Annotated in this window: 16 protein-coding genes; 15 read left to right on the top strand and 1 reads right to left on the bottom strand. The window is 71.9% G+C overall.

The features are described from left to right. Positions 1-175 precede the first annotated feature (175 nt). Positions 176-745, top strand: a complete 570-nt coding sequence (locus ACZ3J7_RS16860; RefSeq protein ID WP_465621386.1) for a hypothetical protein — start codon at positions 176-178, stop codon at positions 743-745. 37 nt (positions 746-782) lie between these two features. Here ACZ3J7_RS16860 and ACZ3J7_RS16855 read toward each other — a convergent pair whose 3' ends face one another. Further along, positions 783-1070, bottom strand: a complete 288-nt coding sequence (locus tag ACZ3J7_RS16855; protein ID WP_465621384.1) for a ferredoxin — start codon at positions 1068-1070, stop codon at positions 783-785. 232 nt (positions 1071-1302) lie between these two features. On the opposite strand from ACZ3J7_RS16855, the gene arc reads away from it, so the two are divergent. From arc to ACZ3J7_RS16785, 14 genes are all read left to right on the top strand, one after another. After that, on the top strand, positions 1303-3069 hold the full coding sequence (gene arc / locus ACZ3J7_RS16850; RefSeq protein WP_465621382.1) for a proteasome ATPase: 1767 nt from the start codon (positions 1303-1305) through the stop codon (positions 3067-3069). Between the two features lie 105 nt (positions 3070-3174). Then, entirely contained in the window at positions 3175-4686 is a 1512-nt protein-coding gene (dop, locus tag ACZ3J7_RS16845) for a depupylase/deamidase Dop (RefSeq protein ID WP_465621380.1), read from the top strand. Positions 4687-4783: 97 nt separating this feature from the next. After that, complete coding sequence (locus ACZ3J7_RS16840) at positions 4784-5002, top strand: ubiquitin-like protein Pup (RefSeq protein ID WP_465621378.1); 219 nt, start codon at positions 4784-4786, stop codon at positions 5000-5002. A gap of 181 nt (positions 5003-5183) precedes the next feature. Continuing rightward, positions 5184-6029 (top strand): proteasome subunit beta, encoded by an 846-nt coding sequence (gene prcB, locus ACZ3J7_RS16835; RefSeq protein WP_465621376.1) that lies wholly within the window; start codon positions 5184-5186, stop codon positions 6027-6029. A gap of 32 nt (positions 6030-6061) precedes the next feature. Then, positions 6062-6814: a proteasome subunit alpha gene (prcA, locus tag ACZ3J7_RS16830; protein WP_465621374.1), complete on the top strand. Its 753-nt coding sequence runs from the start codon at positions 6062-6064 to the stop codon at positions 6812-6814. 97 nt (positions 6815-6911) lie between these two features. Continuing rightward, positions 6912-8273, top strand: coding sequence for a Pup--protein ligase (gene pafA / locus ACZ3J7_RS16825; protein ID WP_465621370.1), 1362 nt, complete (start codon positions 6912-6914; stop codon positions 8271-8273). Between the two features lie 80 nt (positions 8274-8353). Beyond that, on the top strand, positions 8354-9349 hold the full coding sequence (locus ACZ3J7_RS16820) for an FKBP-type peptidyl-prolyl cis-trans isomerase (protein WP_465621368.1): 996 nt from the start codon (positions 8354-8356) through the stop codon (positions 9347-9349). Positions 9350-9462: 113 nt separating this feature from the next. After that, positions 9463-10752 carry an FKBP-type peptidyl-prolyl cis-trans isomerase gene (locus ACZ3J7_RS16815; RefSeq protein ID WP_465621366.1) on the top strand — a complete coding sequence of 430 codons (1290 nt, stop codon included), beginning with the start codon at positions 9463-9465 and terminating at the stop codon, positions 10750-10752. A gap of 59 nt (positions 10753-10811) precedes the next feature. Continuing rightward, complete coding sequence (locus ACZ3J7_RS16810) at positions 10812-11183, top strand: FKBP-type peptidyl-prolyl cis-trans isomerase (RefSeq protein WP_380331750.1); 372 nt, start codon at positions 10812-10814, stop codon at positions 11181-11183. Between the two features lie 117 nt (positions 11184-11300). Then, positions 11301-12275 (top strand): helix-turn-helix transcriptional regulator, encoded by a 975-nt coding sequence (locus ACZ3J7_RS16805; protein WP_465621363.1) that lies wholly within the window; start codon positions 11301-11303, stop codon positions 12273-12275. Positions 12276-12301: 26 nt separating this feature from the next. Then, positions 12302-13237, top strand: coding sequence for a helix-turn-helix transcriptional regulator (locus ACZ3J7_RS16800; protein ID WP_465621617.1), 936 nt, complete (start codon positions 12302-12304; stop codon positions 13235-13237). Continuing rightward, a complete protein-coding gene (locus ACZ3J7_RS16795) occupies positions 13234-13464 on the top strand; it encodes a hypothetical protein (protein WP_465621361.1) in 231 nt (76 codons plus the stop codon). The genes ACZ3J7_RS16800 and ACZ3J7_RS16795 overlap by 4 nt, the downstream gene beginning before the upstream one ends. 13 nt (positions 13465-13477) lie before the next feature. Further along, positions 13478-13654, top strand: a complete 177-nt coding sequence (locus ACZ3J7_RS16790) for a hypothetical protein (RefSeq protein ID WP_465621359.1) — start codon at positions 13478-13480, stop codon at positions 13652-13654. 173 nt (positions 13655-13827) lie between these two features. Then, positions 13828-14097: a twin-arginine translocase TatA/TatE family subunit gene (locus tag ACZ3J7_RS16785; protein WP_465621356.1), complete on the top strand. Its 270-nt coding sequence runs from the start codon at positions 13828-13830 to the stop codon at positions 14095-14097. Positions 14098-14145: the final 48 nt, after the last annotated feature.

Raw genomic sequence — 14145 nt, 5'->3', positions numbered from 1 at the left:
ACGCACCGCACCGCACGGCCGGGGCGCGGGGGAGCGGCAGGTGACCGCCCCCCCCGCGCCCCGGCTGTCGGCGTTCTCGGCGTCCGGCGAACCCGTGCGGCTCCCCGCGCCCCTGGTGGGGGCTCTCCGGGGGCCGGTGTGCGAGGATGCGCGGACCGGAAAGGGGAGTCTCGTGGTGACGGAGCGTCGGATACCCGGGCACGCGCGGTCGGGGTGGAGGCACTGGGTGCTGGTCGCGGCCGGGTGCGCGGCCGTGGTGGGCGGGGCGCTGGGGGCGACCTCGGCGACCGGGGCGGTGACGGCGGGTCAGCCGGCCGCGGAGCCCGCGTCCCCGTCCGCGGCGGACCAGGCGCCGCCGGCCGGGGTCGACCTGGCGGAGGTGGCGTTCCCGCTGGAGTGCGGTCCGTTCCCGGTCGCGGTGAGCCTGCGGACCTCGGCGGCGCCGGCCGGGCAGCCGCTGACGGTCGCCGCCGCGCACTGCCAGGCCGACATGGGCACCCCGCCGGACGGCGTGTTCCTGGTCGGCGCGGACGGCCGCCCGGTCGTGCTGCTGCCCGACAGCGAGGGCCTGACCGTCACCGAGCTGGCGATCCGCAGCGACGGCTCGATCCGCGGCCGGGCCCGCGGCTACTCGTCCCCCGACGTGCCGCGCTTCTCGCCCGACCTGGAGGTCGAGCTGGTCTGGCAGCGGGTCTCCGGCGCCTGGCGGACCACCGAGACCAGGACCCCGGTCCGGGGCGCCTGACGGCCCCTCAGCGCCCCTCCCGGCCCCCGGGCGGGGCCTACTCGGCGTCCGGCCCGTAGACCTCGACGCCGTCCGCCGCGCGGCGGACGTGGATGCAGTCGCCGGGGCAGTCCTTCGCGGAGTCGACCACGTCCTGAAGCAGCGTCAGCGGCACGGGCACCGTCTCGCCCGGCTGCTGGCGCAGTTCGTCGTCGGAGCCCTTCACGTACGCGAGCCCGTCGATGTCGAGCTCGAAGACCTCGGGCGCGTACTGCGCGCAGATGCCGTCCCCGGTGCACAGATCCTGGTCGATCCAGACTTCGAGTGCCTCGCCCGTCCCCGCCATTGCCCCTGCCGTTTCTGCGCTCGTCGCCCCGTATTCGGGGACATTCCTGTCACGATACATCCGCGCTGCTTTGAACCGTTGAGCGGTGGGCATCTCCTCTACCAAGAGGGGAAGCACGCAGGGCGAACAACCGGACACGCCCGACCCGCCTTTCTGATCACTAAGGGGTTTACATCGCCCTGGTCCCAGGTAGGTTTGGGTCGTCCAGCTCCCCCAGGAGGAGGTGAGGACCGTGGCAGCCCACGATGACGAGTACGACCGCAGCGCCGGCAGGCCCGCACGGGGGTCCGACGAGGCCGCGCAGGTTTCCTACCTCGAGCAGGAGATCGCTGTCCTTCGGCGCAGGCTCGCGGATTCCCCGCGCGGATCGAGGATCCTCGAGGAGCGGATCGTCGAGCTCCAGACCAACCTGGCGGGTGTGACCGCCCAGAACGAGAGGCTCGTCTCCACCCTGCGCGAGGCCCGCGACCAGATCGTGGCCCTCAAGGAGGAGGTCGACCGCCTCGCCCAGCCGCCGGCCGGGTTCGGCACCTTCCTCGAGAAGAACGAGGACGGCACCGCCGACATCTTCACCGGGGGCCGCAAGCTCCGGGTCAACGTCAGCCCCGGCGTCGAGCTGGACGAGCTGCGCCGCGGCCAGGAGGTGATGCTCAACGAGGCGCTGAACGTCGTCGAGGCGATGGCGTTCGAGCGGATCGGCGAGATCGTCACGCTCAAGGAGGTGCTGGAGGGCGGCGACCGCGCGCTGGTCACCGGCCACACCGACGAGGAACGGGTGGTCCGGCTCGCCGAACCCCTGCACGGCCTGACGCTCCGCCCGGGCGACGCGCTGCTGCTGGAGCCCCGTTCGGGCTACGTGTACGAGGTGGTGCCGAAGTCCGAGGTCGAGGAGCTGGTCCTCGAGGAGGTCCCGGACATCGACTACCGGCAGATCGGCGGCCTCTCCGGCCAGATCGAGCAGATCCGGGACGCCGTCGAGCTCCCGTACCTGCACGCCGACCTGTTCAAGGAGTACGAGCTCCGGCCGCCCAAGGGCGTCCTGCTCTACGGCCCGCCCGGCTGCGGCAAGACGCTGATCGCCAAGGCGGTGGCCAACTCGCTGGCCAAGAAGGTCGCCGAGGTGACCGGCCGGCCGCAGGGCAAGAGCTACTTCCTGAACATCAAGGGCCCCGAGCTGCTCAACAAGTACGTGGGCGAGACCGAGCGGCAGATCCGCCTGGTCTTCCAGCGGGCCCGGGAGAAGGCGAGCGAGGGCACGCCCGTCATCGTCTTCTTCGACGAGATGGAGTCGCTGTTCCGCACCCGCGGCTCCGGCGTCAGCTCGGACGTGGAGAACACCATCGTCCCCCAGCTGCTGGCGGAGATCGACGGCGTGGAGGGCCTGGAGAACGTCATCGTCATCGGCGCCTCCAACCGCGAGGACATGATCGACCCGGCGATCCTGCGGCCCGGCCGGCTGGACGTCAAGATCAAGATCGAGCGGCCGGACGCCGAGGCGGCCAAGGACATCTTCTCCAAGTACCTCAGGGACACCCTGCCGTTCCACCCGGACGACCTCAAGGAGCACGACGGCTCGGTGTCGGTCACCGTCGCCGCCATGATCCAGTCGGTGGTCGAGCGGATGTACTCGGAGACCGAGGAGAACCGCTTCCTGGAGGTCACCTACGCCAACGGTGACAAGGAAGTGCTGTACTTCAAGGACTTCAACTCCGGCGCGATGATCCAGAACATCGTCGACCGGGCGAAGAAGATGGCCATCAAGGACTACCTCGACCACGGCCAGCGCGGTCTGCGCGTCTCCCACCTGCTCGCCGCCTGCGTGGACGAGTTCAAGGAGAACGAGGACCTGCCGAACACCACCAACCCGGACGACTGGGCCCGCATCTCCGGCAAGAAGGGCGAGCGGATCGTCTTCATCCGCACCCTCGTCACCGGCAAGCAGGGCGCCGAGTCCGGCCGCTCCATCGACACCGTCGCCAACACGGGACAGTACCTGTAGCAACGCGCGGCACTCCGTCCGGCTGCGGCGCTCGGCAGGGCCCCGCAGCCGGACGGCGCGTCTGCGCCGGCAGTACCCGCAGTACCCACAGGTCAGGAGGGCCGCATGACCGTACGGCGCGTGATGGGTATCGAGACGGAGTACGGCATCTCCGTGCCCGGGCACCCCAACGCGAACGCCATGCTCACCTCGTCCCAGATCGTCAACGCCTACGCGGCGGCGATGCACCGGGCGCGCCGCGCCCGCTGGGACTTCGAGGAGGAGAACCCGCTGCGCGACGCCCGGGGCTTCGACCTGGCCCGGGACGTCGCGGACGCCAGCCAGCTCACCGACGAGGACATCGGCCTGGCCAACGTCATCCTCACCAACGGCGCCCGGTTCTACGTGGACCACGCGCACCCCGAGTACTCCTCGCCCGAGGTCACCAACCCGCGGGACGCCGTGCTCTGGGACAAGGCGGGCGAGCGGATCATGGCGGAGGCCGCCGAGCGGGCCCTCGAACTGCCCAACGGGCAGCGGATCCTGCTCTACAAGAACAACACCGACAACAAGGGCGCCTCCTACGGCACCCACGAGAACTACCTGATGCAGCGGGCCACCCCGTTCGCCGACATCGTCCGCCACCTCACCCCGTTCTTCGTCTCCCGCCAGGTGGTCTGCGGGGCCGGCCGGGTGGGCATCGGGCAGGAGGGCGGCGGGCACGGCTTCCAGATCAGCCAGCGCGCCGACTACTTCGAGGTCGAGGTCGGCCTGGAGACCACGCTCAAGCGCCCGATCATCAACACCCGGGACGAGCCGCACGCCGACGCCGAGAAGTACCGCCGGCTGCACGTCATCATCGGCGACGCCAACCTCTCCGAGATCTCCACCTACCTCAAGCTGGGCACCACCGCGCTGGTCCTGTCGATGATCGAGGACGGCTTCATCGCCGTCGACCTCGCCGTCGACCAGCCGGTGCGCACCCTGCACCGGGTCTCCCACGACCCCGGGCTCAAGCAGCTCGTCCAGCTGCGCAGCGGCCGCAGGCTGACCGCCGTCCAGCTCCAGATGGAGTACTACGAGCTGGCCCGCAAGTACGTCGAGGACCGCTACGGGCAGGACGCCGACGACCAGACCACGGACGTGCTGGCCCGCTGGGAGGACGTGCTGGGCCGGCTGGAGCGCGACCCGATGAGCCTGTCCCGGCAGCTCGACTGGGTCGCCAAGAAGGAGATCCTGGAGGGCTACCGGCAGCGCGACGCGCTCGGCTGGGACAGCCCCCGGCTCCAGCTGGTCGACCTCCAGTACAGCGACGTGCGGGCCGAGAAGGGCCTCTACAACCGGCTGGAGGCGCGCGGGCGGTTCGAGCGGCTGTTCAGCGAGGAGGAGGTCCGCCGCGCCGTCACCCAGCCCCCGGACGACACCCGGGCGTACTTCCGCGGCCGCTGCCTGGAGCAGTACGCCGACCACGTGGCCGCGGCCTCCTGGGACTCCGTCATCTTCGACCTGCCCGGGCACGACAGCCTCCAGCGCGTCCCGACCATGGAGCCGCTGCGCGGCACCCGGGCGCACGTCAAGGACCTGCTGGACCGGTGCCGCACCGCGGAGGACCTGGTGCGCGTCCTCTCCGGCGGGTAACTTTTCGATCACCGGGGGTGAATATTTCCCCGACGGGGAATCATTCCGGTGAGCAGCCAGCGTTGAACGAGAACACCGAACGAGCGGGGTGAGGGAAATGGCGGAGAAGGACACCGGCGGCGGTCAGCAGCGGGCCAACCGCTCCACCGAGGAGGTGGAGGAGCAGGCCGCGGAAACCCAGGCCACGGACGAGCTCAAGGAGCGCCAGGAAAAGCTCAGCGACGACGTCGACTCGGTACTCGACGAAATCGACGAGGTGCTGGAATCCAACGCGGAGGACTTCGTGCGCGGATTCGTCCAGAAGGGCGGCGAGTGAGCGGGGAGAGAACCCCCTCCTCCACCGAGAACAGCGCCACGAGCGCCGCAGGCGCGCCCTGAGCGCGCCTGCGGCCTCGTGTTCCCGCGAACTCCTCCGCAGGGCACGTGGAACCGGCCCCGGAAGCGGGTAGGGTCCGGGGCACCAAGCAACTTTCGATCTTCGATCCGGAAGGACACGTGTGGAAGCCAACCTCAGTGGCACCGGGCGTCTGCCGGCCGCCTTCCTCACCCCCGGCTCCTCCTCGTTCCTCGACTTCCTCGACAGCCACGCGCCCCAGCTGCTCCCCGGCCGGCGCGCCCTCCCCGAGGGGATGACGGTCGAGGCGCCGCACGGCACCACCATCGTCGCCGCGGTCTTCGACGGCGGCGTGGTGCTGGCCGGCGACCGCCGCGCCACGATGGGCAACGTCATCGCCCAGCGGGACATCGAGAAGGTCTTCCCGGCGGACGAGTACAGCGCGGTCGGCATCGCCGGCACGGCCGGCCTCGCGGTCGAGATGGTCCGGCTGTTCCAGCTGGAGCTGGAGCACTACGAGAAGATCGAGGGCACCGTGCTCTCGTTCGAGGGCAAGGCCAACCGGCTCACCACGATGATCCGCTCCAACCTGGCGATGGCCATGCAGGGCCTCGCGGTCGTCCCGGTCTTCGCCGGCTACGACCTCGACCTCGGCCGCGGCCGGATCTTCACCTACGACGTGACCGGCGGCCGCTCCGAGGAGCGGGCCGGCTTCGCCGCCACCGGCTCCGGCTCGGTGTTCGCCCGCGGCTCGATGAAGAAGCTCTACCGGGACGGACTGACCGGCGAGCAGGCCGCCACCCTCGCCGTCCAGGCGCTCTACGACGCCGCCGACGACGACTCCGCGACCGGCGGGCCCGACCTGGCCCGCAAGATCTTCCCGATCGTCACGCTGATGACCGAGGACGGCTTCCGCCGGCTCACCGAGGAGGAGGTCGCCGAGATCGCGGTCTCCATCACCGACCAGCGCCGCGAGCACCCGAACGGCCCGCAGGCCCCCCTCCTCTGAGTCCGCCCCCACCACCCGAAGGGAGACCGGCGGTGTCCACGCCGTTCTACGTCTCGCCCCAGCAGGCCATGGCGGACCGCGCGGAGTACGCCCGCAAGGGCATCGCCCGCGGTCGCAGCGTGGTCGTGCTCACCTACGCCGACGGCATCGTCTTCGTCGCGGAGAACACCTCCCGGGCCCTGCACAAGGTCTCCGAGATCTACGACAAGATCGCCTTCGCCGCGGTCGGCCGCTACAACGAGTTCGAGAACCTGCGGATCGGCGGCGTCCGCTACGCCGACCTGCGCGGCTACTCCTACGACCGGGCCGACGTCACCGCCCGCGGCCTGGCCAACGTCTACGCGCAGACCCTCGGCACCATCTTCTCCTCGGTCGGCGAGAAGCCCTACGAGGTCGAGCTGATCGTCGCCGAGGTCGGCCGCACCGGCGCCGACGACCAGATCTACCGGCTCACCCCCGACGGCTCGGTGGTGGACGAGAAGAACGCCGTGGTGGTCGGCGGCAACGCCGACTCGATCGGCAACTACCTCGGCCAGCGCCACCGCTCCGGCCTGAGCCTCGCCGAGGCGCTCAAGCTGGCGGTCGACGGCCTGGCCCGCGACCCCAACGGCGGCAGCCCCCGCACCCTGACGCCGGAGCAGCTGGAGGTCGCCGTGCTGGACCGCCAGCGCTTCCAGCAGCGCAAGTTCAAGCGGATCCTGGGCGGCCAGCTGGCCCGGCTGCTCAGCGGCGACGAGTCGGCCGCCGCCGAGGACGAGGGCGACGCGAGCGCCGACACCGAATGACCGGCCCGGGCGGCCCGCCGCACCCGGCGGGCCGCCCGACGGTCCACCGACCGCCACCGAGGGGTTCCACCGAGCTTCGAACAGAGAAGAGTCGCACATGGACCGTCGAATTTTCGGGCTGGAGAACGAGTACGGCGTCACCTGCACCTTCCGGGGCCAGCGCCGGCTGTCGCCGGACGAGGTGGCCCGCTACCTCTTCCGCCGGGTGGTCTCCTGGGGCCGCAGCAGCAACGTGTTCCTGAAGAACGGCGCCCGGCTCTACCTCGACGTCGGCTCCCACCCCGAGTACGCGACCCCCGAGTGCGACGACGTGACCGAGCTGGTCACCCACGACAAGTCCGGCGAGCGGATCCTCGAGGGCCTGCTGGTGGACGCCGAGCGGCGGCTGCACGAGGAGGGCATCGCCGGCGACGTCTACCTGTTCAAGAACAACACCGACTCGGCCGGCAACTCCTACGGCTGCCACGAGAACTACCTGGTGGCCCGGCACGGCGAGTTCTCCCGGCTGGCGGACGTGCTGATCCCGTTCCTGGTGACCCGGCAGCTGATCTGCGGGGCCGGCAAGGTGCTGCAGACCCCGCGCGGCGCGGTCTACTGCGTCAGCCAGCGCGCCGAGCACATCTGGGAGGGCGTCAGCTCCGCGACCACCCGCTCCCGGCCGATCATCAACACCCGGGACGAGCCGCACGCCGACGCCGAGCGCTACCGGCGGCTGCACGTCATCGTCGGCGACTCCAACATGTCGGAGACCACCACGCTGCTCAAGGTCGGCGCCACCGACCTGGTGCTGCGGCTGATCGAGGCCGGCGTGGTGATGCGCGACCTGACGCTGGAGAACCCGATCCGGGCGATCCGCGAGGTCAGCCACGACCTGACCGGCACCCACCAGGTCCGGCTCGCCAACGGCCGGGAGGCCTCCGCCCTGGAGATCCAGGAGGAGTACTACACCAAGGCGCTGGAGTTCGCCGACCGCAAGGGCCTCAACGAGGGCACGGTGGCCCGGGTGCTGGAGCTGTGGGGCCGCACCCTGGAGGCGGTGCGCAGCGGCGACCTGGGCAAGGTCGGCACCGAGATCGACTGGATCATGAAGTACCAGCTGATCGAGAAGTACCGGGCCAAGCACCAGATGACCATGTCCAACCCGCGGGTCGCCCAGATCGACCTCGCCTACCACGACATCCACCGCCGCCGCGGCCTGTTCTACCTGCTGCAGAAGAACGGCCAGGCCAAGCGGGTCACCACCGACCTGCTGACCTTCCAGGGCAAGTCGGTGCCCCCGCAGACCACCCGGGCCCGGCTGCGCGGCGACTTCATCCGCCGCGCCCAGGAGCAGCGCCGCGACTTCACCGTCGACTGGGTGCACCTGAAGCTGAACGACCAGGCGCAGCGCACCGTGCTGTGCAAGGACCCGTTCCGCTCGGTCGACGAGCGGGTGGAGAAGCTGATCGCCGGGATGTGACCCACCGGGTCGTGACGGCCCGTCGGGGGCGCGCCGAGCGCCTCCGACGGGCCGGACGAATCGGGTCATAGGCTGACGCCATGCGTCGAATCGCCTGCCTGCTCACCGTGCCCCTGACCGCCGCGCTGATCGCCGGATGCAGTAGTTCGGACGGCTCGGGGAAGTCCGCCGCGACGACGCCGGCGGCCTCCTCGGCCTCCGCCGTCGCGGTGCCCAGCCCGGTGGCCTCCGCCTCGCCGATGCCGACGGTCGGCGGCGAGTTCGGCTCGAAGGCGACCATCACCCTGCCGTCCGAGCCGCCGTCCGGGCAGTTCGTGGTGAGCACCGTGAGCGAGGGCTCCGGGGAGCCGGTCGACAAGAACGACTGGGTGACCGTCAACTACACGGTCAAGGACTGGACCAGCGGCAAGGACCTGTCCAGCTCCTACGACGACAAGGGCAAGCCGCAGCTCTACCAGGCGGGCACCGGGCAGCTGGTGCCCGCCTTCGACCAGAGCGTGCTCGGCAAGAAGGCCGGCTCCCGGGTGCTGGTGGTGGCCCCGCCGGCGGCCGGGTTCGGCAGCCAGGGCTCCAGCGCGCTGGGCGTCGGCAAGGACGACACCGTGGTGTTCGTGCTGGACGTGATGAAGTCCACCCCGCCGGACGCCACCATCCCCGGCGACCTCACCCAGCCGCCCGCGAACGCCCCGCAGGTGAAGGACAACGGCAAGGCCGCGCCGACCCTCACGATCCCGGCCGGCGAGCAGCCGCCCGCCGACCTCCAGCAGTACGTGCTGGTGAAGGGCACCGGCCCGGAGGTGCGCAGCGGGCAGACCCTGCTGGTCCAGTACACCGGCGTGACCTGGGCGGACGGCAAGCAGTTCGACTCCTCGTGGAACCACGGCGGCGCGCAGGCCCTGCAGGTCGGCGCCGGCAGCCTGATCAAGGGCTGGGACCAGGGGCTGGTCGGCAAGCCGGTCGGCAGCCGGGTGCTGCTGGTGGTGCCGCCCGCGCTGGGCTATGGGGACCAGGCCAGCGGGTCGATCCCGGCGAACTCCACCCTGGTGTTCGAGATCGACATCCTGGACGCCGTCTGAGAACCGCCTGACAGCCCGGCCCGGGCCGGGCTGACCCGCTCTCATGCCGACCTGACATACTGCTGCCCCGCACCAGTGGTACACGCGTCGTCGGGCGAGTCGAATGGGGAGTCATGTCTGAGAAAGCGTCGAGCCCGGGCGAGGCCGACAACACCGGGAACAAGCCTCCCGTGGACCGCGAGTCGATCGTCGTCCCGGCCGAGATGCTGACCCAGGCCGGCTGGGCGCCGCCCGTCGCCGTGCCCGCCGCCGAAGCCAGGACCGAGCAGGCACCGCAGGTCTTCGCGTCCAACCAGCGCAAGGTGCCGCTGTCCGAGGCGGGCTACGACGAGGACCCGGGCGGGGTGGGCCGGCTCGGCGTCATCCTGGGCTCGGTCCTCGCGGTGCTGCTGATCGCCTCCGCGGTGACGCTGTACTACGTCAACAAGGACGGCGGCAGCAAGCCCGCCGCGAAGTCCGACGCGGCGACGGCCAGCCCCAGCGCGGGCGCCTCGGACGCGCCGACCCAGGCGCCGGTGCCGCCGATCAAGGACAGCGCCAAGGTGATGCCGACGGTGGCCGGCGACTTCGGCTCGAAGGCGACCATCACCCTGCCCAAGGAAGCCCCCGACGGGACGTTCGTGGTCAAGGAGCTGTCCGCGGGCAACGGCCCGAAGGTCGAGAAGGGCAACTGGGTCTCCGTCGACTACACGGCGATGGACTGGCAGACCGGCAAGGAGATCCCCGGCTCGTACGGCGAGCAGAACGGCAAGCCGCAGCTCTACCAGGCCGGCGGCGGGTCGCTGATCCCCGCGCTGGACAACGCCGTCGAGGGCCACAAGGCCGGCTCCCGCCTCGTGGTGGTCGCGCCGCCCACCGCCGCGTTCGGCCCGCAGGGCAACAGCCAGCTGGGCATCGGGGCCGGCGACAGCCTGGTCTTCGTGCTGGACATCCGGCAGGCCAACGCGCCCGGCGCGGTGCTCTCCGGTGACGTGACCCCGCCGCCCGCGGACTTCCCGCAGGTCAAGGACAACGGCAGCAAGCCGGCCGAGATCACCCCGCCGAAGGGCGTCGCGGACCCGACCGAGCTGAAGAGCCACGTGCTGATCCAGGGCAAGGGCCGCAAGGTCGAGGCCGGCGAGAACGTGCTGGTGCAGTACACCGGCGTGCTCTACAAGGACGGCAAGAAGTTCGACTCCTCGCTCGACCGCGGCCAGGCGTTCACCTTCACCGCCGGCGCCGGCAAGGTCATCGAGGGCTGGGACAAGGGCATCGTCGGCCAGAACATCGGCAGCCGGGTCGAGCTGGTCATCCCCGCCTCGCTCGGCTACAAGGACCAGGCGAGCGAGAGCATCCCGGCCAACTCCACCCTGGTCTTCGTGGTGGACATCCTGGACGCCGGCGTCGGCGGGAGCGACGGCTGACCGCCCGCCGGTACGCCTAGGATGAGTCCCGTCCGCGCAACCGAACGAGAAGAGCAATCGTGAGCCTGACCAAGCCGGAGATCGACTTCCCGGGCGGCGACGCCCCGACCGAGCTCCAGATCCGCGACATCGTGGTCGGCGACGGCGCCGAGGCCAAGGCCGGGGCGACCGTCGAGGTCCACTACGTCGGTGTCACCTTCGCCTCCGGCGAGGAGTTCGACGCCTCGTGGAACCGCGGCCAGACCTTCAAGTTCCCGCTGGGCAAGGGACGGGTCATCAAGGGCTGGGACCAGGGCGTCGAGGGCATGCGCGTCGGCGGCCGCCGCGAGCTGGTCATCCCGCCGCACCTGGCCTACGGCAACCAGTCGCCGAGCCCGCTCATCCCGGCCGGCTCCACCCTGATCTTCGTGGTGGACCTGCTGGGCGTCTGACCTCGGACGCGCCCCCGGACCCCCGGTTCCACCAGGAGCCGGGGGTTCGGCTTTCTCTGGACCTGCCCGTACCGGTACGGTCAGGCGGGTCACCCCCGATCGGAGGAAGGGTCAGCGATGGCGATCGCCAAGGCAGAGCGGCTGATGAACCTCGCCCTGTGCCTGATGAACACCCGGCGTCCGCTCTCCAAGAAAGAGCTGCGCGAGTCCGTCGAGGCGTACCGGGAGGCCTGGCAGCAGGGCTCCGAGGACGCCTTCAACCGGATGTTCGAGCGCGACAAGGACGACCTGCGGGAACTCGGACTGGTCATCGACGTGGACGAGAACGCGCTCGACGGCGAGGTCGGCTACCTCGCCCGCCGGGACCGCAACCGCCTCCCGGAGATCGCCCTGGACGCCGAGGAGGCCGCCGCGCTGGCGCTGGCCGCCCGGGTCTGGCAGCAGGCCAAGATGTCCGGCGCGGCCAGCGGCGCCCTGCAGAAGCTGCGGGCCGCCGGCGTCCCGTTCGTCGAGGACCGCGAGCACGGCGCGCTGGAGCCGCGGATCCCCGGCCGGGAGGCCGCGTTCGAGCCGCTGCTCACCGCGGCCCGCGACCGGCGGCCGGTCACCTTCGACTACCGCAAGGCCGGCGCCGCGAGCGCCGAGCCGCGCTCGGTCGAACCCTGGGCGCTGGAGTGCTGGCGCGGCCACTGGTACCTGGCCGGCTACGACCGCGACCGCGGCTCGGCCCGGGTCTTCCGGCTCTCCCGGATCACCGGCAAGGTCCGCTCCCGGGCCGGCGCGTTCACCGGCGAGGTGCCCGAGCACGTCGACGTCCGGGCCGTGGTGGCCCGGTTCGCCGGCGAGGGCGCGACCGCCGTCGCGGTGGTGAAGGTGCGCTCCGGCGCCGCCTACCCGCTGCGCCAGCGCGCGCTGGAGACCCGGCCGGTGGACGCCGACTGGGACGAGCTGGACATCCCGCACGGCAACGGCCTGGGCGCCGACCTGGCCGAGTACGGCCCCGACGTCATCGTGATCGGCCCCGAGGACCTGCGGGCCGACGTCATCGACCGGCTGCGCGCCGTCGCCGGTCTCGCGGAGGTAGGACAGTGAGCAACGCGATCGACCAGACGCGGCGGATGCTGTCGCTGGTGACCTACCTGCGCGAGCGGCCCGGCGCCGAGGTGGCCGAGGTGGCGCGGGCGTTCGGGATCACCGAGCGCGAGCTGATCGGCGACCTGAACGTGCTGCCGATGTGCGGGACGTCCTTCCGCGGCGGCGACCTGCTCGACATCGACACCGACGGCGAGCGGATCTGGTGGCACAACGTCGACGACGTCGCCCAGCCGCTGCGGCTGGCCGCCGACGAGGCCACCGCGCTGCTCGTCGCCGCCCGCGCGGTGGCCGGACTGCCCGGCCTGCGCGAGCGGGACCGGCAGGCGCTCACCCGGGCCGTCGCCAAGATCGAGGACGCGGCCGGCGAGAGCGCCGAGTCCGCCGCCCGGATCGGCGTCACCTTCGAGGCCGAGGGCACCGTCTTCGCCGACATCGACCGCGCGCTCAGCGAGGGCCGCCTGATCTGGCTGCGCTACTGGTCGCACGGCCGCGGCGAGCTGACCGAGCGCGAGGTCGACCCGATCCGGCTGGTCACCGAGGGGCACACCTACCTGGAGGGCTGGTGCCGCACCTCCGAGGACCGGCGCACCTTCCGGCTGGACCGGATCGCCGAGATCAAGGTCCTCGACGAGCCCGCCAACCCGCCCCGGCTCCAGCCCCGCGACCTCTCGGCCGGCCTGGTCGCCCCCACCGCCGACGACCCGCAGGTGGTGGTCGAGGTCGGCCCCGGCGGCCGCTGGGTCGCCGAGTACTACACCCACGACAGCGCCGAGGAACTGCCCGACGGCGGCCTGCGGATCACCCTGCGCTCCGCCGAACCCGCCGGGCTGCGCACCCTCGCGCTGCGGCTGGGCCGGGACGGCCGGATCACCGCGCCCGCCGGGCTCGCCGAGCAGGCCCGCACCGCCGCGCTGGCCGCGCTGGAGCACTACCGGGACGGACGGGTCCGAACCACGTGACCGACGGCACCAGATTCAAGGTGTACTGCTCGCAGTGCCGGGAGAAGGTCGAGCTCCCGGCCGCCGAGTTCCGGCTGGCCCTCGGCGCCAGCAAGGAGCGGACGTTCTACAGCTTCAGCTGCCCGGCCTGCGGCGCCGCCGTCCGCAAGATCGCCGGGGAGAGGATCGTCGCCGCGCTCACCGAGGCCGGCGTGCACACCATGCGGCTGCTGCCGGTGGACGGATAGGGGAGGCCCGCACGTGAACTGGACCCTGGTCGGGGCCGTCCTGCTGTCCACCGCGGGCCTGCTGGTGCTCGGCGTGCTCGCGCTGCGGCTGTGGCTGGACGCCCGGGCGCTGGCCCGCGAGGTGGACGGCGCGGTGAGCGCGCTGCAGCGGGCGGCCGACGCCTCCCGGCCCGGGCCGGTCACGGACTGAGCCGGTCGGGCCGGACCGGGCCGGTCGGGACGGCCCGGTCGGGACGGACCGGGCCGGGCGGAGCCGGTACCCGATCGTTGGGGACCGGGTTCCCGCGGCGACACCCCGAGCGGCTACCATCGCCCGCAGAGGGGGAGCCCTGCCTCCCGGACAAGGAAGGCGGTGCTTCCGAGATGCGACTCTTCTCGCCCGGCTCGCTGCTGCTGATCACGGTCTGCGCGGTGCTGCTGTTCGGCGGCAAGCGGCTGCCGGACGCGGCGCGGGCGCTCGGCCGGTCGCTGCGGATCCTCAAGAGCGAGGGCAAGGCGCTGCGCGGGGAGTTCGACTCCGGGCGGGCGGCGTCCGCCGCGCCCGCCCCCGCCCCGGCCGGGCGGCCGGCCGCCGAACCGGACCGGGTGGTCAAGGCCGCCCCCGGCGCCTCCCACCCCGACCGGGCCGCCTGAGCACCCCCGGCGGGCTCCCGCACCACTCCGACTACGACGAGCGCACGA

This window comes from Kitasatospora sp. NPDC015121 (assembly GCF_055562955.1).
Note: the sequence above shows the minus strand (reverse complement) of the source record. Positions and strands in the feature narration are given on the sequence as shown.